Origin of the sequence: Aeromonas sp. PI_26, assembly GCF_027854445.1 — a bacterium.
GTDB classification, from domain to species: domain Bacteria; phylum Pseudomonadota; class Gammaproteobacteria; order Enterobacterales; family Aeromonadaceae; genus Aeromonas; species Aeromonas veronii.
The window spans coordinates 81,142-104,715 of the sequence record NZ_JAJNOE010000016.1 but is presented as its reverse complement, the minus strand read 5'-3'; the positions used below and the strand labels follow the sequence as shown (position 1 = coordinate 104,715).

Sequence of the window (23,574 nt, the reverse complement as noted above, 5' to 3'; positions counted from 1 at the left end):
CTTTTTTTGAAGAAAATCACGAAAATTTCAAATTATTCAATTAGAAACAGCTTATTCAGTGTATATATACAATGTTATCCACAATCCTGTTATTTCACTCCCATTTTAGCGTCATTTATGTCGCCTTTAGTGACCTTGGGAATGCCATACTGGAGCCGATAACCTCTCCCGAGTGGTCCATGGTAGCGCCAATCAGGAAAGCTGGTTACCATGGAGGTGAATATAGTGTTGCACCTTTTTTGCTTTCATTTACAAAAGGTCTTTTAAGATGAATTTATCCAAGTTTCCCGTATATATGCAGGCCGCAATCCTTGCTCTGGTATTGGCAGTGGTTGGCTACCTGGTTGCCCAGGCCCTGCAGTTCTCTTTGAAAGCGGAAGTGATTTTTGCAGCAGGTCTGGCCATCGGCGGTTTCGTGGTACCGCTGTTCCTGAAGCGAACCCCGGCTAATGTCGCCGAGTCGATCGCCAATCAGGAGACTTGCACCTTATATGTAGGCAACCTGCCATATCGCGCCAATGAGATCGCAGTGCGCGAATTGTTTGCCGAACAGGGCCAGGTCATTTCCGTACGGTTGATGAAAGACAAGGCAACCGGCAAGCGCAGAGGTTTCGGTTTCGTGGAGATGCCCGCCGCCGATGCCGCCAAAGCGATTGCCGCTTTGAATGATAAAGAGTACCAGCAGCGCACCCTCAAGGTGCGTGAAGCGAATGACAAACGTGATAAAGAGGAAAGAGAAGGTAGCGAAACTGACGCCTAACCGCTCGTCAGTACTTCACCTCTTCCAGTGATGACAGCCCCCATGCTTGCAAGGGGGCTGTCAGTTTTTGAGCCTCCCCATCCAGCCGGGTACAGTAAGCCCTGGCAATTACCTCTTCTATATGTACAGGCTGCACGATGGCATGCCTGCCATTGTTCAGCAACCAGGCCACCCGTTTGGCAACGGCACTGCCCGAGTCAATAAGCTGACATTGCGGCATCAGTTGCCCAATCTCTTCATTGAGTAGCGGGAAGTGGGTGCAACCAAGCACCAGCGTATCCGGCTTCTCTTCCCCTTCCAGCCAGTCGGCCAATACCTCGTGCAGCAGCGCCATATTGACCGGCAGGCCCGCCAGCTTGTGTTCGGCTTCTATGACCAGCTCGGTGGTGCCCTTGAGCAGCACACGCTTGCCGGGAGCAAACTGGGCGATCAGTTCGTGGGTATAGTCGCGGCTGACGGTGCCTGGAGTGGCCAGCAGACCGATACAACCGTTGCGAGTCTGTGCAGCGGCGGGCTTGATGGCTGGCACCACCCCCACCACGGGAATATCCAGTGCCTCGCGCAGGGCCGGCAGCGCTATGGTGCTGGCCGTGTTGCAGGCAATCACCACCAGATCGATATGATGACGGGCCACCATGGTGGTCACCAAGCGGGTGCAGGCAGCAATCAGGGCGGGCTCGCTCAATTCACCATAGGGGAAGTTGGCGTTGTCGAAGCAGTAGAAATAGTTGTGTGCCGGCAGAACGCGGCGGATCTCCCGGTAGATGGTCAGGCCACCCATACCGGAATCAAACACGAGAATATTGGCCACTTGATCTCCCCTTTGGTGCAAGGCGGCGATCATACTCCCGCCTGCCGCCAATAGAAAAGGCCCTGCCAATGGCAGGGCCCGGGTTTTTCAAAGATGAACTGAATAAAGCATCAGAAACGGTAGTCGGCTGTTACTTTGAACTCGGTACCCGGTGATGCATAGCCTTTGGCGACTTCGTAATTGCGATCAAACAAATTATCGATGCGACCGCCCAATGTCAGCTGATTAGTAGCTGCGTAGGTCGTACCCAAGTTCACAAGGGTATACGGGCTCAATTCAACATTGCCAACATCAAGTCTTTCACCAACATATAGCACCTCTGTACTCCAAGTCATTTGACCTGTCGTAAAACTGGTCAGCCAGGCACCTTTGTGTTTCGCTCGACGCAAAAGTTGCTGATCATTCTCATTTTTGTCCTTGGCGCGAGTGTAGTCATAGCTGAAGTCATGATGTACAAGCCAAGTATCCAAACCAAGTGCCAACTCGATACCTTCGATATCGGCATCAGTATTATCTTTGGTGCAGGTGATATAACCTTTTTGGCACTTAATCAGATTTTGGATTTGGTTACGATAGAAGTTTGCTGACCAGTCCCAACCGGTATAACGACCGGAGAAATCCAGCTCCAGATTCTTGCTCTCTTCTGGTTTCAGCGCCGGATTCTCATAACCCGGAGAGTAAAGATCCATAAAGGTTGGCGCTTTGAAGCCAGTACCGTAACTCAGCCGGACATGATGGTTCTCATCGATATCCAGCCCGCTGGCGGCAGACCATGTGTTGTGACGACCATATTGCTGGTTGTCATCGGTACGACCTGACAGCTCCCAGAGCAGCGCCTGCCAACGGTAGCTCCCCACGGCAAACAGACCGGTATTGTCACGATCTGGAGCCTTAAAACCGGTTGGTACAGGAACACCGGTACTCCAATCTTCTCCACGAGAGTCAGACTTCATCTGTTCACGCTGCCAGTCAGCTCCACCGGTCAGGTTAAGCCCCTTAATACCACTCCAGTTGTTAATCCAGGAGATGCGGGTTAAACCAGTATGAATAGGCTTACCACTACCCTCCCCTTGAGTCTCCAGCCAAGTCTTCAGCTTGTTCTCGCCATAACTGGCCTCTAATCGGCTGGTCAACGTCTCGCTTTGGAATTTGAGACCACCATCATATTGGAAAGCCTGTACCCGGCTCTGATCCGCTGACAGATAGGGGTCGTCCGTTTCTGTCAGATTGTCATAACCCTGAGCATTGAAATCCGCGCTCCATGCATCATTAAAAGCGTGGTTCAAACCGATTTGACCATTGCGGCCGGAGAAACCATCCCGGTCAGGCTGCTGGGCATTGGCTACGACATCAAAACCATCGGTACGCTCGTAGCCGATCAGCATGTTCATATCGGTTTTTTGACCCAATGACTGAACCGTTCTGAGCTCGCCTTGGCCATAACCATTGCTGCCAGCACCGCCCTTCAGGTGTGTCTCACTGCCATTCTTGGCGGATGTTTTAGTGATGAGGTTGATAACGCCGCCAATGGCATCGGAACCATACACCGCCGCGCGTGGGCCACGGATATACTCGATGCGCTCGATATTGCCGAGCGGGATTTGGCTGAGATCAGGCGTACCCGCCACCATGGCGGCAATCGGACGACCATTCATCAAAACAAGCGAGTGGTTGGAGTTGGTTCCACGGATAAACAGGCTGCTGATGTGACCCCGGCCTCCCAGTGTCGCCATCTGCACGCCGGGCAGGGTTTTCAGCAGATCGGGCAAACTCTGAACCTGACGAGATTCGATCTCGGCACGATCGATCACCACAACGGGCGCCAGCACCGAGCTGACCGGTTGTTCCACGCGGTTGGCCGTAATGACCAGAGTTGGATTGATGGGGATGGTGGTTTGGGCAAACGCCGCCGTCGGCAACAGGGCAGCCGCCAGAAATTTCTTCGACATGAGAGATCCTTAAGTTCGCGTAAGTATCTACTTCGTGGCCGGTTTCTCTCGGCCCGAAATACGAACTCTGGCAGGTCTTCGGGCTCGGGGGCTGATAGCCTATGGCGACGGCTTCCCGCCTGACGGCAGTGCCCTGATGTCGCTTCGTTCCCCCTTACCGCTGCGCGCCAGCTCCGGATTCTCACCGGATTCCCTATTAAGCATGATGCGCCAAAGCGGGAGGATTATAGGCAGAGCCAAGCTGGATGTATAGCCATCCAGATTTCTATTTATTGCCAGCCAGCGCTGCCAGCCGCTGCTGGGCCCCCTCCATTACCGCCTGCACCCCGGGATGGGAGAGATGGCGCCCTGCCGAGACCAGATAGTAAGAGAGTGTGACGTCAGTGAGGGTTGCAATCCGTTCCACCCCGTAGAGACGGCCAATCTCGTCAGCCATCGCCAGCGGTGCCGGGAAAATGCCCATCCCCGCCTTGCCAAACGACTTCATTAGAGTGGAGTCATCAAACTGCCCCACCAGATGGGGATGAATGCCCTGCTGGCGATACCACTCCAGCAACCGATCGTGGGTGGCCGATTTCTCTCCGGGGATCAGCAACGGCAACCCCTCCAACGAGGCGGGAAAGCCATCCCGCGCCCGCGCCGCCAGCTCGGGGCTGGCAAACAACGCCAGCGGGCTGCGCCCCAGCTCGTGGTTGTAGCCGCGCACGCCGCTGTCGGGAGGGAGCGGGCGATCGATCAGCACCATATCCAGTTTGTGGCGGGCCAGCTCGCTGAACAGCTGCTCGGCCCGCTCCTCGTGACACACCAGCCGCAGCGGGGTCGCCAGCGCCATGGCGGGGGCCAGCAGATCGAACGCCAGGGTTCGGGGTACCGAATCGGCGATCCCCACCTGCATGGTCAGCTCCTGACTGGCGTGGCGCAGGGTGTGCTCCAGCTCGGCGCCGAGCGAGAAAATCGCCCCCGCCTGCTCCTGCGCCTGCCGTCCGGCTGCGGTCAGAACCAAACGCCGTCCAACCCGGTTGAACAGCGCCACCCCGAGTGACAGCTCCAGCTCGGCGACCTGACCGCTGATGGTCTGCGGCGTTAAGTGCAGCTGTTCGGCGGCCTGCGTCACGCTGCCGCAGCGCGCCACATGCCAGAAGTAGTAGAGCTGTTTGTAGTTGAGCATGCCGTTCCCTATCAGTTTTTACCGAACAACCATCAGCGAGAATCTGATTTTATCGAAACATTGCGCGCTCTAGCATGCAACCATTATCTGAACTGCCCTGCGAACCATCATGCTGGACGTTGTTGTACTCTTCTTTCTGTTTGGTCTGCTGGCCGGTCTGGTGCGCTCCGAGCTCAAACTGCCTCCTGCCCTCTACGACACCCTCTCTCTCTTTCTGCTGCTGGCCATCGGCCTCAAGGGCGGTGTGGGTCTGGCCCAACAATCCCTGCAACCTCTGCTGCCACAACTGGCGCTGGTGATCCTGCTCGGCGTGGTGCAGACCCTGCTCGGCTTTGCCGTGCTGCGACTCAAGATGAACCGGGTGGATGCCGCCGCCACCGCCGCCCACTACGGCTCGGTCAGCGTCGCTACCTTCGCGGTCGGAGTGAACTGGCTCACCGAACGGGGCATCAGCTTTGAATCCCAGCTCTCCATCTTCCTCGCGGTGATGGAGATCCCCGCCATTCTGGCGGGCATAGTGCTGGCCCGCGGCATCAGCCGCGAGACCCGCTGGCGCATGCTGGCCCACGAGACCTTCCTCGGCAAAGGGGTAACTCTGCTGCTCGGCGGCATGGCTATCGGCTATCTGGCCGGACCGGATGGGATTGCCCCGCTCAAACCGCTGTTTGTCGACCTGTTCAAGGGAGCGCTGGCGCTGTTCCTGCTGGAGATGGGCCTCATCGTCGCCCGTCAGTGTCAGGATCTGCGCCGCCACGGCCTGTTCCTGCTCGGCTTCGCCCTGTTGATGCCGCTCGCTTCAGCGGGACTGGGGCTGGCGGCTGGCCAGCTGATGGACCTCTCCCTCGGCGGCCTGACCCTGCTGGCCACCCTGGCAGCGAGCGCCTCCTATATTGCCGTGCCGGCCACCATGCGCATCGCCGTGCCTCAGGCCAACCCGGGGCTGTCCCTCAGCGCCGTTCTGGGGGTCACCTTCCCGTTCAACATCATGCTGGGGATCCCGCTCTACCACAGCTGGGCCCGCCACTTCACGGAGTAGCCACATGCAGACCGAGACCCGCACCCTGCTGACCGTCATTACGGAAGCCAATCTGGAGCCGACCCTGCTGCGCACCCTAACCCGCGAGGGGCTGCGCGGCTACACCATCACAGATGCCCGCGGCAGGGGGGATCATGGCGAGCGCAACGCCAGCTGGAGCGAGAGCGGCAATATCCGGCTGGAGGCGATCTGCAACCGGGAGCAGGCGGAGCGGCTGCTGGCCCATCTGCAGAGTCGTTACTACCCCGATTACGCCATGATCGCCTTTCTGCAACCGGTCGAAATCGTGCGACCCGAGAAATTCTGAGCCGGCTTGCCGGCTCTTTTTGTTCACCAAAAGCAAACGTTTAACAGCAAGGATTCAGAGAAAATGAACACTCCTCCCATGATCGGCCTGGTAATGGGCTCCGACTCCGACTGGCCCGTGCTGCAGGCTGCCGCCCGCATCCTCAAGGAGCACAGCGTGCCCTACGAGGCGCAGGTGGTCTCGGCCCATCGCACCCCGGATCTGCTGTTCGAGTATGCCGCCACTGCCCGCGCGCGCGGCCTGCGTGCCATCATCGCCGGAGCCGGTGGCGCCGCCCACCTGCCGGGCATGGTCGCCGCCAAGACCACATTGCCGGTGCTGGGAGTGCCCATCCCCTCGCGCCATCTCAAGGGGATGGACTCCCTGCTCTCCATCGTGCAGATGCCCAAGGGAGTACCCGTCGCCACCTTCGCCATCGGCGAGGCGGGGGCCGCCAACGCCGCCCTGTTTGCGGTCTCTCTGCTCTCCGTTGCACAAGACGGCAACGCCCCCCGCTACCGGCAGCAGCTCGACGACTTCCGCACCCGCGAGCGTGACCGGGTGCTGGCACTAACGCTGGAGGAGCCGACATGATCCTGCCACCCGCCACCCTCGGCATGCTGGGGGGCGGCCAGCTTGGCCGCTACTTCGTGATGGCCGCCCACCGCCTCGGCTACAAGGTGGTGGTGCTGGATCCCGACCCGGCCAGCATCGCCGGTGCCGCCGCCGATCACCATATTGTCGCCCCCTATGACGACCCGACCGCCCTGCACGAGCTGGCCAGCCGCTGCGAGGCCATCAGCTGCGAGTTCGAGAACGTGCCCGCCGCCACCCTCGCGCTGCTCGAAAATCAAAAGCCGGTGCGCCCAGCCGCCAGCGCGGTGCGCATATGTCAGGATCGCCGCGAGGAGAAAGCCTTTCTGTGCGGAGCTGACATCCCGGTCGCCCCCTATCTGGCGCTACTGCCGGAAGAGCCTATCCCCGCACAGGCCAGCGAACTCTTACCCGCCATTCTCAAGACGGCCCGCGAAGGGTACGACGGCAAGGGGCAGTGGCAAGTGAGCGACCTGGATGAGCTGGCGAGCGCGCTGGCAGCCAGTGGCGTGCCCTGCGTGCTGGAAAAACGGCTGGCGCTGGAGGGGGAGTTTGCCCTGACCCTGGCCCGCAGTCCGAGCGGCGCCATCAGCGCCCTGCCGCTGGTACAGAACTGGCACAGCGGCGGCATCCTCGATCAGACTCGCTCCCCGGCCAAGGTGCCGGCGCTGGAGCGCGAAGCCAAAGCAATAGCCGAGCGGCTGATCGCGACCCTCGATTACGTCGGGGTGCTGACGGTGGAGTTCTTCCTGGTGGAGGGGAGGCTATTGGTCAACGAGCTGGCGCCCCGTCCCCACAACTCGGGTCACCCCAGCCTCGACAACGCTGCATGCAGCCAGTTCGAGTTGCAGGTGCGCGCCCTATGCGATCTGCCGCTGCCGGAGCAGATTGCCGTGCGCCCAGCCCTGTTAATCAACCTGCTGGGGGATCTCTGGCAAAACGGCACGCCCGACTGGGCCGCTCTGCTGGCGCTGCCCGGCCTGCATCTGCACCTCTACGGCAAGGGCGAACCCCGCCCCGGCCGCAAGATGGGCCACATCACGGTAACCGGTGATGAGTGGTCAACGGTGGAAGAGAGCTGCCGTCAGGCCCGCCAGCTGCTGGGGCTAGCGCCGCGCTGATCGACCATCGGAAATGCAAAGACCCGGGCATGGCCCGGGTCTCTGTTTTTGCTTGCTGTGGCAGGGAGGCTTGTCAGGCCCGCTCCACCGCGACCGGTGCCGGCAGGCGGATGGTGAGGGAGAGCACCAGCGCCACCACCAGCAACACCAGGATCAGGTGGAAGGTCGCCATAAAGCCACCAAACAGGGAAGCCACGATGGAGCCGATGATGCTGCCCAGACCAAAGCCCAGATAGATGACGCCGTAGTTCTTGGTCAGGTTGTTGAGACCGAAGAAGTCGCTCACCAGCGAGGGGTAAACAGTGATGGTGCCGCCGAAGCTGAATGCCACACAGGCCACCGCCACGAAGAAGAGGTTGGCGTTGAGCGGTACAAACAGCAGCAGCGCCATGCCCGCCAGGGTAATCAGCTGGGCAATGGTGATGACCCGGATGCGGGACATCTTGTCGGAGAGGATACCCAGCACTAGCCGGCCGCCCAGGTTGGCCATGGCGATGATGGCGACGGCATTGGCGGCAACCACGGCAGGCAGACCCACCATCTTCTCGCCGATATCCTTGGCCACGCCGATGACGTAGAGGCCGCTCATGCAGGCGGTGAGGAACATCAGCGCCAGCATCCAGTACTGCGGCTTGCGCATCGCCTCGGCCAGGGTGAAGTCACGGCTCTCGCTCTGCTGAACGGAAGCGGCCTGCTTGGGCGCATCCTTCATCAGCATGCCGCCCACCAGCACCATGGACATGGCGATCAGCCCCCACAGCTGGAAGGTGGTCTCAAGGCCGGAGCTGGAGAGCAGCAGCAGGTTGATGTATTTGAAACCGAGACTGCCGAGGCCGTAGGCACCGATGGAGCAGGCGGAGATCAGACCCTTGCGCTCCGGGAACCACTTCACGCAGTTGGAGAGGGTCATCAGGTAGCCGGTACCGTCGGCAAAACCGACCAGAATGCCCGCGCAGAGGTAGAGCATCGCCAGATTGCTGGCATGGGCGGTGAGGAAGAAACCGATGCCGAGCAGCACACCAGCGCCCAGGGTCACGTTGCGCACCCCGAACCGCTCCTGCAGTTTGCCCGCCATGGAGGAGGCGACTGCCAGCGACAGGCTGAGCAGACCGAAGGCGAAAGCGACCTGACTCACCGGCTCGTCCAGCTTGTCGGAGAGCTGAGCGTTGAACAGGCTCCAGGTATAGACAGAACCCAGTGCAAACTGGGTGATGATGGTACCGATCAGTGTCAGGTACCGGGTGCGGTTCAGATCGATGGTCATGATGCGTCTCGGTCGATGGCCTTAAGGAAATTGAGGCCACTATAGGCAAGACGCAGTTCGCGCCGATCGATTAAGGCATGAAATGCAGATCGGCGGGAATGAATGACAATCAGAGCCGCATCAGCTGACGGAACGCCTTGATGTTGCTGCGACTGACCGGCACCTCGAACGGCAGGTCATGGAGCCGGATGAGATAGGTACTGTTAAACCAGGGGACGATTTCGCGGATCTTGTTGATGTTGACGCAGTAGGAGCGGTGGCAGCGAAAGAACCCCTCGGCAGGCAGGCGGCTGACAAACTCGCTGATGGTCATGGTCATCACGTAGCGATCGTCGCGGGTGTAGACATAGGTGAGCTTCTCGTCGGCTTCCGCGTAGTAGATCTGCTCGCAGGGGGTGACGATGATGCGCTCCCCCTTCACCAGATTGACGGTGCGATTGTGCGGGCTGCTCCCCTCGCCGCTCGCCTCCCCCGTGGAGGCTGGCTGCGACTTGCCCGCATGCTCGAGCTTTTGCAGCAGATTGATGATGCGGGGCTCGTTGTAAGGCTTGAGGATGTAGTCGAACGCCTCCAGCTCGAACGCCTCCACCGCAAACTCCTTGTAGGCGGTAACGAAGACAATGTGGGGCGGATGGCTCGACTTGTGCAGGTTCTTGGCCAGCAGCAGGCCATCGATGGAGGGGATCTGGATATCCAGAAACACCACATCAACCTCGTGATCCTGCAGGTATTTGAACGCCTCCAGCCCGTCCTCGAAGCTCGCCACTATCTCGATCTGGCTGTGCTGACTCACCAGATAGATCAACTCCTCGCGGGCCAGATACTCATCTTCGACAATAATGGCTTTCAGCATGACAACACCTCTCGCGGCACACACTTATCCTCAACCATGATGGCACTCAGCATGGCATCGACTCCTGATCCGGCAGATAGAAACTCACCTCGGTACCCGGTTCCAGCCGCTTGAGATGCAGGCCGTCGCCATAGAGCAACTTGACCCGCTGATGCACGTTCATCAGGCCGATGCTGCGACTCTCCACCCGACCGGCGGCCACCCCGTCGATCACCGCCTGACTGATGCCGTAACCTGTGTCCCGCACCGATACCCGGATGCCACCCGCCAGCTGTTTCACCTCGATGGTGACCCGACCCGGCGCGCTGCGGGGCTGGATGCCGTGCAGGATGGCGTTTTCCACCAGCGGCTGCAACAGCAGGCTCGGCACCTGAATGTGCACGTCGTCCACCTCGAACACCACCTCCAGCTTGTCGCCGAAGCGGGCCTGCTCGATGGCCACGTAGTCGCGCACCTGCTGCAGCTCCTCCTGAATGTCGATGAGCTCATCCCCCTTGTTGAGGTTGTAGCGCAGATAATCCGCCAGATTGGCAATGAGCTGGCGCGCCTGCTGGGGCCGGATGCGGATCAGCGACGAGATGGCGTTGAGGGCATTGAACAGGAAGTGCGGGTTGATCTTGCTCTGCAGCGCGGTGAACTCCGCCTTGCGGGTCATCTCTTTCAACTGCTCGATGCGCGACACCTCCATCTGGGTGGAGATGAGCTGGGAGAGGCCGACCGCCATCTCCCGCAGCGAACTGGTGATGCTGTGGGTGCGGCGGTAGTAGATCTTGAGGGTGCCGCTCACCGAGCCGTTCTCCCGCAGCGGAATAATGATGACCGAGTGGAAATCGGAGAGGTGATACTGGCGCAGATCGTTGTTGATGATGATCTGGTCGAGCAGCACCGCCTGCTGGGTCATGCCGCTGATGGCGTGGTGCTCGTCCAGCTCGTAATAGTCCTTGCCCACCCCGACATAAGCCAGCACGTCATGGGTATCTGTGATGGCCACCGCATCGGCGCTGATGTCGCGCCGGATCACATCGCACACCTGACTGAGGGAGTGGCGATCGATGTTCTGGAAGAAAGGCAGCGTCTTGTTGGCAATATCGAGCGCCAGCTTGGCCTGCTTGGCAGCAATCAGCTCCTTCTCGTCATCCAGATCCTGCACCAACTTGATGATAAGGCCGATGCAGAGCGCCCCGGCGATCATCGGATAGGCGATATGGTTGACGATCTCCACCCCGACTTCGTGGGGCTCAGTCAGCAGCCAGATGAGCAGCATGGTCAGCCCTTCGCACAGCATCCCCGCCAGAATACCGTAGAGCCAGAGCCGCGACTTGCGGCAGCGCAGGTGCAGCCAGGTGGCGAGCAGACCGGCGATGATGCTGGCAATCAGGCAAGGGATGGAGGTGTGGCCATCCATGTCGATGAGGTAGCGGTGCAGGCCTGAGATAACCCCGGCCGGAATGCCGACCCAGGGGCCGAACAGGATGCCGCCGGAGATGATGGCGATGATCCGCACGTTGATCAGCGCCCCCTCCACCGGAATGCCGGTGTAGGTGCTGAACACCGCAAACAGGCCGAAGATGGAGGCTACCAGCACCAGCTCGGCCGGGGTGTGATCCCGCTTCTGGAACAGCCGCTGGAACGGCCGGGTGCGGGTCAGGAAGAAGAGGGTCATCAGCATCAGCGCTGCCCGCTCGAACACCGCCAACAACATCATCTGATTCTCAAGCATCTGCGCCCCCTTGCGGCAACCCGACCGATCACCCTAACCCTGACCAATAAATCGGGGCCGGATAAACCAGCCCCTGTGACATCAACAGTACTGACCGGCCACCCAACCGGAGGACCAGGCCCACTGGAAGTTGTAACCGCCGAGCCAGCCGGTCACATCCACCACTTCGCCGATGAAGTAGAGGCCCGGTACCTTGCGCGCTTCCATGGTCTTGGAGGAGAGCTCGTTGGTATCGACGCCCCCCAGGGTCACTTCGGCGGTGCGATATCCCTCGGTGCCGTTGGGCAGGATCTGCCAGTCACCCAGCAGGTTGGCGATCGCCTCAAGTTCCCGCTCGTTGTACTGACGCATCGGCTTGCTGACCAGCTGACCCAGCTCCACCAGCTTGTCGACGAAGCGCTTTGGCAGCTCGCGCCCCAGCACGGTTTTCAGCTCCTGCGCCGGGTGCGCCTGCGCCCATTCACGCAGGGCAGCCGGAATATCCAGCTCCGGCAGCAGGTTGATGTGGATCTTCTCGCCGGCATGCCAGTAGGAGGAGATCTGCAGGATGACGGGGCCGGAGAGGCCGCGGTGGGTGAACAGCATCGCCTCCTTGAAGCGGGTGCCATCCTCGGCGGTCACCGCCACCGGCAGGCTGATGCCCGCCAGATCGGCGAACGCCTCTTTCTCCGCCTGATGGAGGGTAAAGGGCACCAGACCGGCGCGGGTCGGCAGCACGTTGAGGCCGAACTGCTCCGCCAGCTTGAAGCCATAAGGGGTCGCCCCCAGCTTGGGCATGGAGAGACCGCCGGTCGCCACCACCAGCGAATGACAGCCGATCTCACCCTTGCTGGTCGTCAACACAAACCCTTCGTCCTGTTTGCTGACGGTGAGAATTTCGGTCTGGAACTGCAGGGTCACCCCGGCCCAGTCGCACTCGGTGAGCAGCACATCGACGATATCCTTGGCACTCTCGAGACAGAACAGCTGACCCAAAGTGCGCTCGTGATAGTTGACCCCGTGGCGATCCACCAGATCGATGAAATCCTGCTGGGTGTAGCGGGCCAGCGCCGACTTGCTGAAGTGGGGATTCTCCGACAGGTAGGCGTGAGCGCCAGCCTGATGGTTGGTGAAGTTGCAGCGACCGCCGCCACTGATGAGGATCTTGCGGCCCGGTTTCTTGGCATTGTCGAGCACCAGCACGGAGCGGCCACGGTAGCCCGCCTGCGCCGCACACATCAATCCGGCCGCACCGGCCCCGATCACCACCACATCGACCTGCTTCATCATCACTCACTTATCAAAATAGAAACGGCACCTGGCCAGAACCGAGATTGCCTCTGGCGGAACAGAACCATAGTGGCTGCCCACCAGAATAAACAACGGCCCTTAAAAGGGCCGTTATTGTACTGGCTGAACACTAAGTGTCCACGACTATCAGGCGTTGCTGTCCATGATGCTGGCAGGGGCGCCTTTGGCCAGTTCGGCCAGCTCCTTGTCGATGAAGTAGAGGCCTTTGCCATCTTCACCCACCAGACCCAGACGGTCGACGATGCTCTTGAACAGCTTCTCCTCTTCATGCTGCTCGGCCACATACCACTGCAGGAAATTGAAGGTGGAGTAGTCCTGGGTGGTGAAGGCTACGTGGGCCAAACCATTGATGCACTTGGTGATGTGATACTCGTGCTCCAGAGTGGTACGGAACACATCGCCCAGCGACTTGAACTCGTGGGGAGGGGCATCAATGGCACCCAGCTTGGGCATGGCGCCGGTCTCGCTCACATAGGTGAACAGACGCTCCATGTGCTGGCGCTCCTCGACCGCGTGCTGGCGCAGGAAGGTCGCCGCCCCTTCAAAGCCCTTGTCTTCGCACCAGGCGCTCATCTGCAGATAGAGATTGGAGGAGTAGAACTCCAGGTTAATCTGCTCGTTCAACTTCTCGATCATGGCTTGGGCCAGCATCTTGTTTCTCCTCAGTGATTTGGTATCGATTGTCGCCACACTCCCGCCGCGAATCAACCCGCCAACGAGAGGGAGATCCCGTTTCTTTCAGCTCAGGGGGTCAGCTCCCCAAGGGAGGCGACATCCACTGGCGCAGCATAATCGACGCCCGGCAGCTCGAAGCCGTTGAGCTGCATGAAATCCTGCCGCAGCCCTGCAAAGTCCCCCAGCGCGTGGAAATTCTCCGGCGTCACCTTGGGCCAGAGCGCCGAAACGGCGGCCTGAATAGCCGGGTCGAGCTCGTGGTCATCCATCCGGATCAGCCGGTTGCCATCGGCCACCACCCCATTGGCCCCATACATCTTGGCGGCAAACAGTCGCTGCATCTGCTCGATGCAGCCCTCATGGACACCGCGCTCCTTCATCACCCCCATCAGCAAGCCGAGATAAACCGGCAGCACCGGAATATAGGCGCTCGCCTTGGTCACCAGCGCCTTGCAGACTGACACCCAGGCGTGGCCACCAATCTCGGCCAGTTGCAGGTTGATGGTCTCGGCGGTGGCGTGCAGATGCTCCTTGGCATAACCGATGGTGCCATCTCGATAGAGGGGATAGGTGGATTCCGGGCCGATGTAGGAGTAGGCGACGGTCTGCGCGCCGGGCGCGAGACAATCGGCCTGCTGCAACGCCTGCATCCAGAGCTGCCAATCCTCGCCCCCCATCACGGTGACGGTATCGCGGATCTCCTCCGGCGTGGCAGGCGCCAGCGACTGCTGCACCAGGGTATCGCGCTCCAGATCCAGCCCCCAACCACTGAATGGCTGGCCGGTGGTCTTGAGCACCGAGCGCACTTGCGTGCCGTCGGGCAGCACCCGGATGCCGCTCGCGAGCGAATAGATCACCAGATCCACCTGCCCAAGCTGCTGGCGGATGGTGTCGATGGCCTGCTGGCGCATGCCGTCGGAGAAGGCATCACCGATCAGGTTGATGGCGATACGCCCCTCCTGCTCCGCCTCCTTGCGAAACCAGATGTTGTTGTACCAACCGGCGCTGCCCAATCCTTTGTCGGAAGGGCCCCGCTCAAACGAGATGCCGATGGTGTCGGCACCGGCACCAAAGGCGAGCGCAATGCGCGACGCCAGTCCAAACCCGGAGGAGGCCCCCAGCACCAGCACCCGCTTGGGGCCGTTGAACGGGCCAGCAGCCTTGATCCGTTCGATCTGCTGCTGCACGGCGGCGCGACAGCCGATAGGGTGACAGTTGCGGGCAACACAACCTTGAATCTGGGGATGAATGATCATGGGAAGGCCTCCAAAGAAACTGGCTACAGCATAACCAAATCGAAGGAGATTAACTTGATGCCGGATCGCTATCAGTCAGAAAAGCAGAGGGAAATGAGGCGGATAAACAAAAGGGAGCACGTGACTCCCCAAAGCGGTATTCAGATGCTTTTTGTTGTTTTGTGTTCATTGCGAAGCACGGGCCCATCCTATGCCTCTCCCCCCAGATCGGCAAGCCGAGGGGTGTGACCGGCGTCAAACTCTTGTTTAATTTATAGGCAAATAGTGGTTAATAACTGAGTGGCTGACCCTGTGTCACACGTCATTAAACTCATTTAAATCCCAAAACTGTGCCTGAGGCACCATTTTAGTTTCAGCAGAGATTGGTATAGTGGGCTGAAGGATCGGTAAGGAGAACCCCCATGAGTGGAACAACCTATTACAAGCATATTCTGGCCGCGATCGACCTCTCTGAAGACAACCGCAAGGTGATCGACAAGGCGGTGGACAGAGCCCGCTCCAACGGCGCCAAGCTGTCGGTTATCCATGTCGATGTGGACCTCAAGGATCTCTACACCGAGATGATCGATATCGACATCGACAACGTGCAGGATCAGGTGATCGCCGAAGCGAAAGAGAAGCTGGAGGCATTTCTGGCCTCGGTGGACTATCCCATCGAGAAGAAGCTGGTGATCTGCGGCGATCTGAGCGAGCGGGTCAATCAGGCAGTCAAGGAGTACGAGATCGACCTGCTGGTGTGCGGCCATCGCCAGAGCTTCTGGAGCCTGCTCACCTCCAGCGCCCGTCAGCTGATGAATACAGTGCCCTGCGATCTGCTGGTCGTCCCCTTGCAGAAGTAATGAAACCGGCGTAGTTTGATTTGCTATGAACATGACCTCATTCAATCACAACTACTGGTGGTGCTGCTCCTAAACAGGCGGCACCGCGTTTCTATTGTAAATTTCCCAAAGAAAACACCGTGACCGCCGAGAGGCGGTCAGCTGTTTTTATCCCTTTGTCGCCTCCCGGCTCACCCAACTGGAGAGAGTGACATGCACAACCCCGTAATCCTGACTGGCGATCGTCCCACCGGCAAACTGCACATCGGCCACTATGTCGGCTCCCTGCGCCAGCGCGTCGAAGCCCAGCACCACTACCGTCAATTCGTGATGATCGCCGACCTGCAGGCGTTGACCGACAACGGCCACAATCCGGCCAAGGTGACCGACAACGTACTGGAGGTGATGGCTGACTATCTGGCGGTCGGCCTCGACCCGGCCAAGACCACCTTCTGCCTGCAGAGCGCCCTGCCCGCTCTCGCCGAGCTCACCTGCTACTACCTCAATCTGGTCAGCGTCGCCCGGCTGGAGCGCAATCCCACCGTCAAGGCGGAGATCCAGCAGAAAGGGTTCGAACGCACGCTGCCAGCCGGTTTTCTGGTCTATCCGGTGAGTCAGGCCGCCGACATCACCGCCTTTCGCGCCAGCCATGTGCCGGTCGGGGAAGATCAGCTGCCGATGCTGGAGCAGACCAACGAGATCGTCCGCCGCTTCAACTCGCTGGTAGGCAAAGAGGTGCTGACCGAATGCCAACCGATCCTGAGCGACACCGGCCGCCTGCCCGGCATCGACGGCAAGGCCAAGATGTCCAAATCCCTCGGCAACACCATAGAACTGGGCATGTCGGCGGAAGAGGTCAAACAGGCGGTGTTCGCCATGTATACCGACCCCAACCACCTCAAGGTGAGCGATCCGGGTCAGGTGGAGGGAAATACGGTGTTCGCCTATCTCGATGCCTTCCACCCCGACAAGGAGCTGGTCGCCGAGATGAAGGCCCACTACCGGCGCGGCGGACTGGGGGACATGCGCTGCAAGCAGGTGCTCAATGACTGCCTGCAGACCCTGCTCGCTCCGATGCGGGAGCGCCGGGCCGCGGCCATCGCCGACAAGAAGATGCTGCTGGAACTGCTCTATCAGGGCACCGAGCAGGCTCGCATCATCACCGATGAGGTATTGGCGGAGGTGAAAAGCGCCATGGGGCTCGACTACTTCGCCAGCATCCGCTGAGCGGGAGTCCCGAGTGCATCGTCGCCGTAGAGGTCGAACACCAGCTGGTGCAGCAGGCTCTTGAACCAGCCGATCGCCTCGTCGTGGGCGGTGAGCGGGTGCCCCGCCATCAGGTAGACGATGGGGATGGCGGGGTCGAGCTGGTGCATCCGCAGCGGGTAGTAGCGGCAGAAGTGGCGCCCGATCATCTCGGGCACCACCACCAGATAGCGACCGGTCGCCATCAACGGCGGCACCGCCATAAAGCTCGGCAACCGCACGCCCAACTCCCGCTCCACCCCGAAGCGGGCCAGCCAGAGCTCTACCATCGCCTGACTGTGACCCCAGCTGGAGGTGTGGATGTGGGGACGGCTCACCAGCTCGACCGGAGTCAGCACATCGGGCAATTCGCTGCCGAGCGGCGACAGGCAGACCAGCGGGTTGTTGAACCACTCCTCCCGCCACAAGCGGGGTGAGAGGTGATTCGCCCCGGCGAAACCGATCACCAGATCCAGCTCACCCTTTTCCAACTCCCGCTCGTAGTCGCTGTCCGCCAGCTCGCACACCTCAAGCCGACAGTGAGGGGCCTGCCGATGGAGCCTGTCCACCAGCACCGGCACCAGCCCGTGCTCTACCGAGCCCGGAGTGGCGATACGGAAAATCCGCCGCGCAGTGGCGGGATCAAACCCCTTGGCCTGCCGCAATCCCTGCTCCAGCATCGCCAGCGCCTGGCGCACCGGACCGGCCAGTGCCTTGGCTCGCTCGGTCGGCATCATCTCGCGCCGACTCATCACGAACAGCGGGTCATCCAGCGCCACCCGCAGCCGCCCCAAGGCGTGACTGACGGTGGATTGGGAGAGATGCAGCCGTTCGGCGGCACGGGTGACGTTGCGCTCCTGCATCAGCATGTCGAATACGGCGAGCAGGTTGAGGTCGAGACGGGCGAGCGAGCTATCCATCGATATTTGCCATAGTTAAATGCCAACAATTCATTTTTACCATAGTAACAGATTGCCTAGAATGCGCTGGCTTAATACATCGGAGATTCAAATGCGTAGCTATCTGTTATTGCTGGCCATTGGCCTGCTGTGGGGTTCCCAATTCATTTTCATGCACCAGGCCGTTGCCGAGTTGCCCCCCATTCTGGTGGCTGCCGGTCGTGCCCTGTGCGGCAGCCTGACCCTGGGTCTGCTCTGCCTGTTCATGCGACTCAAGAGTGAGCACACCCCGTGGCGCACCTATATGCTGATCGCCCTGCTGGATGCCACCATCCCCTTCATCATGGTCGCCTGGGGCCAACAGTATGTGGATAGCGCCATCGCCGCCGTGGTCATGGGTTGTATCCCGTTTGTGACTATTCTGGCTGCACCGCTGTTTATTTCTGGTGAAAGAATCACCAAAACCGGTCTGCTTTCCGTGATCATCGGCTTTGCCGGTGTGCTCACCCTGTTCTGGCCGAAACTCTCCCAGGGCATGAACGCCGGTCTGCTCGGTGCCATGGCCATCCTGCTGGGTGCCAGCTGCTTCGCCATCGGCCTGCTGATGATCAAGCGCTTCGCCAAGGACCATCCGGTCGTGGTCGCCCGCAATATCCTGATCTCCTCGGCAATCCAGTTGCTGCTGGTCGCCCCCTTCATGGTTGATCTCGGCAGCCTGACCCTGCCGAGCACCCAGGCCCTGAGCGCGATCACCGTGCTGGGTACCCTCTGTACCGGTCTGGTCTACTTCCTCTACATGGCGCTGATCCAGAAGGCCGGCCCGACGTTCGCCTCCTTCAGCAACTATCTGGTGCCGCTGTTCGGCGTGATGCTGGGTGCCCTGTTCCTCGGCGAGCAGATCCATCCCACCACAGGAGTTGCTCTGGCCCTGATCCTCGGCTCGGTCGCCATGAACCAGTGGGCGCAGCAGCGTCGCATGCAGCGCGAGGTCTCCCTATGTCAGGCATCCTGACCACACTGTGCGGTGGTCTGGTACTGATTGCCGGCTGGCAGTATCGCCAGCGGCTGGCCGGGATCTTGGGCCTGCTGATGGTACTGCTGCCCTGGTTCTTCGATAGCAAGCTGCAAGCCATGCTGAGCTATGCCCTGAATGCCTGAAGTCCATCTCTGAATGTGTGACGAGAGTCTATCTCTCCTGTTTTTGGGACTGTTTTAAAAAACCTCCGATTTGTCCCCCGCTACCGGCGCTCTGCGCCGGTTTTTTTATGCCTGCCAGCCGGCGTCAGATCAGATAGCGATAGCTGAGTCGCTCGTTCTTGCGCGGCCCGGTGATCTGCCAGCTCAGCAGAAAACCGCCGTCGCTCTCGGTCAACTCGGCGCTGTAGTGATCCGCCCCGCATAGATGGGGTTCGGCGGTCAGCCAGCGGCCATCCCCCTGCGGCAGCAGCTCGAACAGTTCGACCGGCGCCTCATAACGCAGATGGGAGAGACGGATCCCCCGTTCACTGCGCTGCCACCAGAAGCGGTTATGCATGGCGAGTTCCCTGCCATGAGGCGTGATGTAACAGCCCTGCTCGTTAAATAGCCAGCCCCCCTGATGATCGGTCACAGCCACAACCCCCTCGCCGCGACCATTCCAGTCGGTCGCCGACCCCTCGCCATTGCTGGCGGTGAAGCCAAATGCTCCGACCTGTGGCAATCGTGCCCATAAACGCTGGATTGCAGCTTCCATCTCGGCCATCATAGCCCCCTTAAAATTGACAACTGACGATAAATCAAACACATGAACTACTTGATAGGGGTCACCCTGCTCTGGTCATTCTCCTTCAGCCTGATCGGGGTCTACCTCGCTGGCCAGGTGGATGCCTACTTCTCGGTGCTGACCCGCATCGCCCTCGCCAGTCTGGTGTTTCTCCCCTTCCTGCGCCGCCGCTGGCTGCGCCCCGATCTGGCGGCCAAGCTGATGGCGCTGGGCGCCATCCAGCTCGGCATCATGTATCTCTTCTACTACCACTCCTTTCTGCTGCTGACGGTGCCGGAAGTGCTGGTCTTTACCATCTTCACTCCCATCTACGTCACCCTGCTGCACGACCTGCTGGAAGGGCGCTTCAAGCCCACCTATCTGTGGGGCGCCCTGCTGGCAGTGATCGGGGCTGCCGTCATCCGTTTCGATGGCCTGACCGAAAGCTATGTGCTGGGATTTCTGGTGGTGCAGGGGGCCAACCTCTGTTTCGCCCTGGGTCAGGTGGGCTACAAGGTACTGCTGGCGCGGGAGGCGGAGCAACCGCCACAACTGGCGGTCTTCGGCTGCTTCTATCTGGGAGCGCTGGTGATCGCATTGCCCGCCTGGTGGCTGCTGGGCAAGCCGCAATATCCGACGTCAGGGTTGCAGTGGGGCATTCTGCTCTGGCTGGGGGTGGGTGCCTCCGGCCTCGGCTACTTCCTCTGGAACAAGGGGGCAACGCTGGTCACCAGTGGGGTGCTGGCCATCATGAACAATGCTCTCATTCCGGCCGGCTTGCTGGTCAATCTGCTGCTCTGGGGCAAGGATACCGACCTGACCCGACTGACCATCGGCGGCCTGCTGATGCTGGCCTCGCTCTGGGTCTGCCAGCGTGATAAACGCGGCCAACCCTGACCGCACTCAGCCGACGACGGTGTTGTGCTCCCGTCTGGCCTGACTGTGACAGCTGGCCAGCCGGGCCAGCAGATGATCGAGCTGCTCGCCAGCCTGACTCTGCACCAACCCGATGCTGACGGTGACCGGCCGCTGTGACAGCAGGCTGGCATCGGCAATCTCGAGGCGCAGCCGCTCGGCGATCTCCAGCGCACTCATCCGCTCGGTCTGGGAGAGCATCAGGATAAAACCGTCCTCATCCCAGCGGGCGAAGGGATCTTCCCGCCGCAGTTCGTGGCGTACGATACGCGCCAGCTTGGCCAGCATGGCGTCGCAAGCCGCTTCGCCAAACAGTTGCTGGATTTTGGCCATGTGATCGACCGAAAACTGCAGCAGACTGAAAGTGCCACTCTCGGTCGCCAGCCGCTCCTCCAGCAGTTGCTCGAAGCGGCCACGGCTCTCCAAACCGGTCAGCGGATCGGTGCCATGTCGCTCCTCCACCAGCACGGCAGCGGGATCGAGGTGACGGACAACCCCCAGCAGATAGCCCCGCTCATCGCGACGCATCCGCTCTTCCAGCCGGATGTAGTGACCGTGATGATGCAGAATGCGGTATTCGAGGCGCAGACCGCTGCTGCGGCCGCTCTGGCAGGCGAGCAGGGCATCTTCCAGCCGGGCAACATCGTCGGGATGAACCCGATCCAGCCAGCCGAGATCATCCGGCCAACACTCTCCCAATCCCAACAGGCGCAGGCAGGAGGGATCACGCTGCAGTCCATGTTGGGCTGACCAGCTCCAGATCCCCGCCTCCAGCAGCGCCATGGCATCAGACAGCAGACCCGGATCAAGCCGGGCAGTCACATCGACCAAAGGTGTCTTGAGCATTTCCATGGGGCGCCTCGAAACAGGATCTGAATACCTGCTCAATAAGTAACATTGGCGTTCACGCCGAGCAACAGGGTCAGAGTGCTTTTCCCTGATACCCGTTCATCAAGGTCTGCCAGTTCTCCGGTACGAAGTGGAAACTGGTATGCAGTTGAGACTCTTTATTGAATGAACGGAGCAAGCGTTCCAGATTGGCCTTCTGCCATTCGCCGGGGGAGCGGATCGCACCCTTGTCAAAATCGATCACCCACACCTTGCCCTCTTTATCGAGCAGCAGGTTGTGGCTGTTGAGATCGGCGTGATAGACCCCGGCATCGTGCAGCTGGCGCACCGTCTGGCCTATCTTGTGCCACACCTCGGTCGCCACCGGCCCCTGCTTGAGCAGCGCCACCATATCCTTGGCACCGCGAATTCGCTCAATCAGGATATCGGCACGATAGAATGGGCCCTGTTTGACCATGCGGGCACCAAACGGACGCGGCACCGGCAACCCCAGCTCACACAGCTTGGCCAGCAGGGTGTATTCGGCCATGGCACGGCTCGACTCGACCCCTTCGAACCAGAAGCGATCCCGCACCACCTTGCCCACCATACCGCCGCGATAGTAGTGGCGCAGCACCAGATGGCGGGACTCATCCTTGACGAACCAGGTCACTCCCCGTCCGATGGAGGTCCCCACCACCTGACGGTTGTTCTGCCACCAGGCAGGATCGAATAACTGGGGAGAGGGGTCGCGAAAGGCCCCTTCGGCATACCAGCAGATCTGGTTGTGTTCGGTCTGTACTCGCATCGTGGAGATCCCGCTCGGTGGGTCATGGATCGCAATTTTTCAATTGGCGATGAGGCTGCCGCTCTGGCATGCCCGCAATAGTGGCCTTTAATCAACGACGTGCAGAAACAGGTCATGGCGCAGGGCCCGGCCTATCCCGGCTGACGATTGTGCGCAATTTTACAATCCAGAGGGGAGTTTGCATAATGCCATCCACCCTTTTTGCCAGCCGTGCGCCACAACATGCCGCTATTTCAAACGCCCCCCTCCTCCATCTGCATCCTGCGGCTCTCCGCCATCGGGGATTGCTGCCACGCACTGGCGCTGGTGCGCGTCATCCAGCGGGAGTGGCCACAGACCCGCATCACCTGGATCACCGGCAAAATCGAGGCAACCCTGTTTGCCGATCTTCCCGGCGTCGAGGTGATCCCCTTCGACAAGAGCAAGGGGTGGCGCGGCTATCGCGATCTCTGGCAGACCCTCAAGGGGCGCAAATTCGATGCCCTGCTCCACCTGCAGGCGGCGATGCGGGCCAGCATCGCCACCCTCGGCATCAGCGCCAAGGTCAAACTCGGGTTTGATCGGGAACGGGCCAACGACGGCCAGTGGCTGTTCACCAACCACAAGGTGCCTTCGCCTGCCTCCCCCCATGTGCTGGACGGTTTCCTCGCTTTCGCCAAAGAGCTCGGCATCAAGGATCTGACCCCGGACTGGCAACTGCCCATCAGCGCCGAACATCAGGCGTGGGCAAGGGAGAAGATTGGCGGCAAACCGACCCTGCTGATCTGCGCCGCAGCCAGCAAGGCCTTCAAAAACTGGACGGCCGCAGGCTATGCCGCGCTGGCGGATCACGCCGCCAACAAGGGCTTTCAGGTCTATCTCTGTGGCGGGCCTGCCAAACTGGAGCGGGATCTGGCTGCCGACATCCAGCGCTTAAGCCAGAGCAAGCCGGTCGATCTGGTGGGGCAGACCAACCTCAAGCAGCTGCTGGCGCTGATTAGCGAGGCGAGTCTGGTACTGGCCCCCGATACCGGCCCCACCCATATGGCCACCATAGTGGGCACGCCGGTGATCGGTCTCTATGCCCACCACAATCCGGCCCGCACCGGCCCATATCTCTGCCGCGACTACGTGGTCAGCGTCTATCAGGAGCTGGTCGAGCAGGAGACCGGCAAGCCGCTGGCCGAATTGAGCTGGCGCACCCGTCTCAAAGACCCGGAGGCCATGCGAAAAATCACCAGCGAGCAGGTGATCGCCGCCTTCGACCGCCTCTGTGCAGATCGTCAGCTGCCGTAGTGACAGAGCACCTCGGGAATTCCGAGCCATCAGGCAGGGATAACCTGATAGCCTCTGCCCTCAGCCAAAGGCACAATGCAGGCTGATGTGGGTTACGCTCCCGCAGCAAGCTACGAATACTTTGATCGGCTGGAATATGATTCCGGCCGTTTTTTTATTCGCCGCACTCTGGTAAAATTCGCCGCCTTTACATCCTCCTGACTCAAGAATTTTCCGCGTTTTGCGTTTGGCTGTCTCCCTTTCGGGCACAAGACGGCGGTCT

24 protein-coding genes and 1 riboswitch are annotated in these 23,574 nt (G+C 60.3%); of the genes, 11 read left to right on the top strand and 13 right to left on the bottom strand.

The features are described 5' to 3' along the window. Positions 1–268: 268 nt before the first annotated feature. Positions 269–760, top strand: coding sequence for an RNA recognition motif domain-containing protein (locus tag LRL22_RS16465; RefSeq protein WP_005339200.1), 492 nt, complete (start codon positions 269–271; stop codon positions 758–760). Between the two features lie 7 nt (positions 761–767). Here LRL22_RS16465 and murI read toward each other — a convergent pair whose 3' ends face one another. The 3 genes from murI to LRL22_RS16450 all read right to left on the bottom strand — a co-directional run bounded on the left by murI (position 768) and on the right by LRL22_RS16450 (position 4,688). Continuing rightward, the gene (gene murI / locus LRL22_RS16460) at positions 768–1,571 is read right to left on the bottom strand and encodes a glutamate racemase (RefSeq protein ID WP_270905888.1); all 804 of its coding nucleotides are present in this window, start codon (positions 1,569–1,571) and stop codon (positions 768–770) included. 110 nt (positions 1,572–1,681) lie between these two features. After that, positions 1,682–3,520 carry a TonB-dependent receptor domain-containing protein gene (locus tag LRL22_RS16455; protein ID WP_270905887.1) on the bottom strand — a complete coding sequence of 613 codons (1,839 nt, stop codon included), beginning with the start codon at positions 3,518–3,520 and terminating at the stop codon, positions 1,682–1,684. Positions 3,521–3,572: 52 nt separating this feature from the next. Continuing rightward, a riboswitch (cobalamin riboswitch) is annotated at positions 3,573–3,750 on the bottom strand. A gap of 35 nt (positions 3,751–3,785) precedes the next feature. Beyond that, entirely contained in the window at positions 3,786–4,688 is a 903-nt protein-coding gene (locus LRL22_RS16450) for a LysR family transcriptional regulator (RefSeq protein ID WP_270905886.1), read from the bottom strand. Between the two features lie 109 nt (positions 4,689–4,797). Between LRL22_RS16450 and LRL22_RS16445 the strand changes: the two genes are divergently transcribed. The 4 genes from LRL22_RS16445 to LRL22_RS16430 all read left to right on the top strand — a co-directional run bounded on the left by LRL22_RS16445 (position 4,798) and on the right by LRL22_RS16430 (position 7,725). Beyond that, entirely contained in the window at positions 4,798–5,724 is a 927-nt protein-coding gene (locus LRL22_RS16445; RefSeq protein ID WP_270905885.1) for a sodium-dependent bicarbonate transport family permease, read from the top strand. A gap of 4 nt (positions 5,725–5,728) precedes the next feature. Continuing rightward, positions 5,729–6,031: a P-II family nitrogen regulator gene (locus LRL22_RS16440; protein ID WP_108542252.1), complete on the top strand. Its 303-nt coding sequence runs from the start codon at positions 5,729–5,731 to the stop codon at positions 6,029–6,031. A gap of 63 nt (positions 6,032–6,094) precedes the next feature. Beyond that, on the top strand, positions 6,095–6,604 hold the full coding sequence (purE, locus tag LRL22_RS16435) for a 5-(carboxyamino)imidazole ribonucleotide mutase (RefSeq protein WP_263718259.1): 510 nt from the start codon (positions 6,095–6,097) through the stop codon (positions 6,602–6,604). Then, positions 6,601–7,725, top strand: a complete 1,125-nt coding sequence (locus tag LRL22_RS16430) for a 5-(carboxyamino)imidazole ribonucleotide synthase (RefSeq protein ID WP_270905884.1) — start codon at positions 6,601–6,603, stop codon at positions 7,723–7,725. The genes purE and LRL22_RS16430 overlap by 4 nt, the downstream gene beginning before the upstream one ends. Positions 7,726–7,798: 73 nt before the next feature. Here the strand turns inward: LRL22_RS16430 and LRL22_RS16425 are convergent, their stop codons facing one another. The 6 genes from LRL22_RS16425 to fabV all read right to left on the bottom strand — a co-directional run bounded on the left by LRL22_RS16425 (position 7,799) and on the right by fabV (position 14,783). Then, positions 7,799–8,989, bottom strand: coding sequence for an L-lactate MFS transporter (locus LRL22_RS16425; RefSeq protein WP_005339218.1), 1,191 nt, complete (start codon positions 8,987–8,989; stop codon positions 7,799–7,801). Between the two features lie 109 nt (positions 8,990–9,098). After that, on the bottom strand, positions 9,099–9,842 hold the full coding sequence (locus tag LRL22_RS16420) for a LytR/AlgR family response regulator transcription factor (RefSeq protein WP_270905883.1): 744 nt from the start codon (positions 9,840–9,842) through the stop codon (positions 9,099–9,101). A 46-nt stretch (positions 9,843–9,888) separates the two neighbouring features. Then, a complete protein-coding gene (locus LRL22_RS16415) occupies positions 9,889–11,562 on the bottom strand; it encodes a sensor histidine kinase (RefSeq protein ID WP_005339222.1) in 1,674 nt (557 codons plus the stop codon). 81 nt (positions 11,563–11,643) lie between these two features. Further along, a complete protein-coding gene (locus LRL22_RS16410) occupies positions 11,644–12,828 on the bottom strand; it encodes an NAD(P)/FAD-dependent oxidoreductase (protein ID WP_019446258.1) in 1,185 nt (394 codons plus the stop codon). Positions 12,829–12,978: 150 nt separating this feature from the next. Then, positions 12,979–13,503: a non-heme ferritin gene (ftnA, locus tag LRL22_RS16405; protein ID WP_005339225.1), complete on the bottom strand. Its 525-nt coding sequence runs from the start codon at positions 13,501–13,503 to the stop codon at positions 12,979–12,981. A gap of 92 nt (positions 13,504–13,595) precedes the next feature. Next, entirely contained in the window at positions 13,596–14,783 is a 1,188-nt protein-coding gene (gene fabV / locus LRL22_RS16400; RefSeq protein ID WP_111900890.1) for an enoyl-ACP reductase FabV, read from the bottom strand. Positions 14,784–15,184: 401 nt separating this feature from the next. Between fabV and LRL22_RS16395 the strand changes: the two genes are divergently transcribed. Together LRL22_RS16395 and trpS are read left to right on the top strand one after the other, a co-directional pair. After that, positions 15,185–15,622 (top strand): universal stress protein, encoded by a 438-nt coding sequence (locus tag LRL22_RS16395; protein ID WP_005339229.1) that lies wholly within the window; start codon positions 15,185–15,187, stop codon positions 15,620–15,622. A gap of 192 nt (positions 15,623–15,814) precedes the next feature. Beyond that, positions 15,815–16,828 (top strand): tryptophan--tRNA ligase, encoded by a 1,014-nt coding sequence (gene trpS / locus LRL22_RS16390; protein ID WP_019446260.1) that lies wholly within the window; start codon positions 15,815–15,817, stop codon positions 16,826–16,828. On the opposite strand, the gene LRL22_RS16385 is transcribed toward trpS, so the two are convergent. After that, positions 16,807–17,766: a LysR family transcriptional regulator gene (locus LRL22_RS16385; RefSeq protein WP_058056572.1), complete on the bottom strand. Its 960-nt coding sequence runs from the start codon at positions 17,764–17,766 to the stop codon at positions 16,807–16,809. The genes trpS and LRL22_RS16385 overlap by 22 nt on opposite strands. 91 nt (positions 17,767–17,857) lie before the next feature. Between LRL22_RS16385 and LRL22_RS16380 the strand changes: the two genes are divergently transcribed. Together LRL22_RS16380 and LRL22_RS16375 are read left to right on the top strand one after the other, a co-directional pair. Continuing rightward, a complete protein-coding gene (locus LRL22_RS16380; protein WP_005357113.1) occupies positions 17,858–18,757 on the top strand; it encodes a DMT family transporter in 900 nt (299 codons plus the stop codon). Further along, the gene (locus LRL22_RS16375; RefSeq protein ID WP_005339236.1) at positions 18,742–18,903 is read left to right on the top strand and encodes a hypothetical protein; all 162 of its coding nucleotides are present in this window, start codon (positions 18,742–18,744) and stop codon (positions 18,901–18,903) included. The genes LRL22_RS16380 and LRL22_RS16375 overlap by 16 nt, the downstream gene beginning before the upstream one ends. Before the next feature lie 124 nt (positions 18,904–19,027). Here the strand turns inward: LRL22_RS16375 and LRL22_RS16370 are convergent, their stop codons facing one another. Beyond that, positions 19,028–19,486, bottom strand: coding sequence for a DUF6314 family protein (locus LRL22_RS16370; protein WP_235655458.1), 459 nt, complete (start codon positions 19,484–19,486; stop codon positions 19,028–19,030). A 42-nt stretch (positions 19,487–19,528) separates the two neighbouring features. Between LRL22_RS16370 and LRL22_RS16365 the strand changes: the two genes are divergently transcribed. Next, positions 19,529–20,383 carry a carboxylate/amino acid/amine transporter gene (locus LRL22_RS16365; protein WP_103252031.1) on the top strand — a complete coding sequence of 285 codons (855 nt, stop codon included), beginning with the start codon at positions 19,529–19,531 and terminating at the stop codon, positions 20,381–20,383. Positions 20,384–20,389: 6 nt separating this feature from the next. Here LRL22_RS16365 and LRL22_RS16360 read toward each other — a convergent pair whose 3' ends face one another. Together LRL22_RS16360 and LRL22_RS16355 are read right to left on the bottom strand one after the other, a co-directional pair. Then, entirely contained in the window at positions 20,390–21,253 is an 864-nt protein-coding gene (locus LRL22_RS16360; RefSeq protein WP_040069586.1) for a GGDEF domain-containing protein, read from the bottom strand. A gap of 70 nt (positions 21,254–21,323) precedes the next feature. Continuing rightward, positions 21,324–22,037: a 3-deoxy-D-manno-octulosonic acid kinase gene (locus LRL22_RS16355; RefSeq protein WP_005339249.1), complete on the bottom strand. Its 714-nt coding sequence runs from the start codon at positions 22,035–22,037 to the stop codon at positions 21,324–21,326. A 222-nt stretch (positions 22,038–22,259) separates the two neighbouring features. On the opposite strand from LRL22_RS16355, the gene LRL22_RS16350 reads away from it, so the two are divergent. After that, entirely contained in the window at positions 22,260–23,312 is a 1,053-nt protein-coding gene (locus tag LRL22_RS16350) for a glycosyltransferase family 9 protein (protein ID WP_270905882.1), read from the top strand. Positions 23,313–23,574 lie beyond the last annotated feature (262 nt).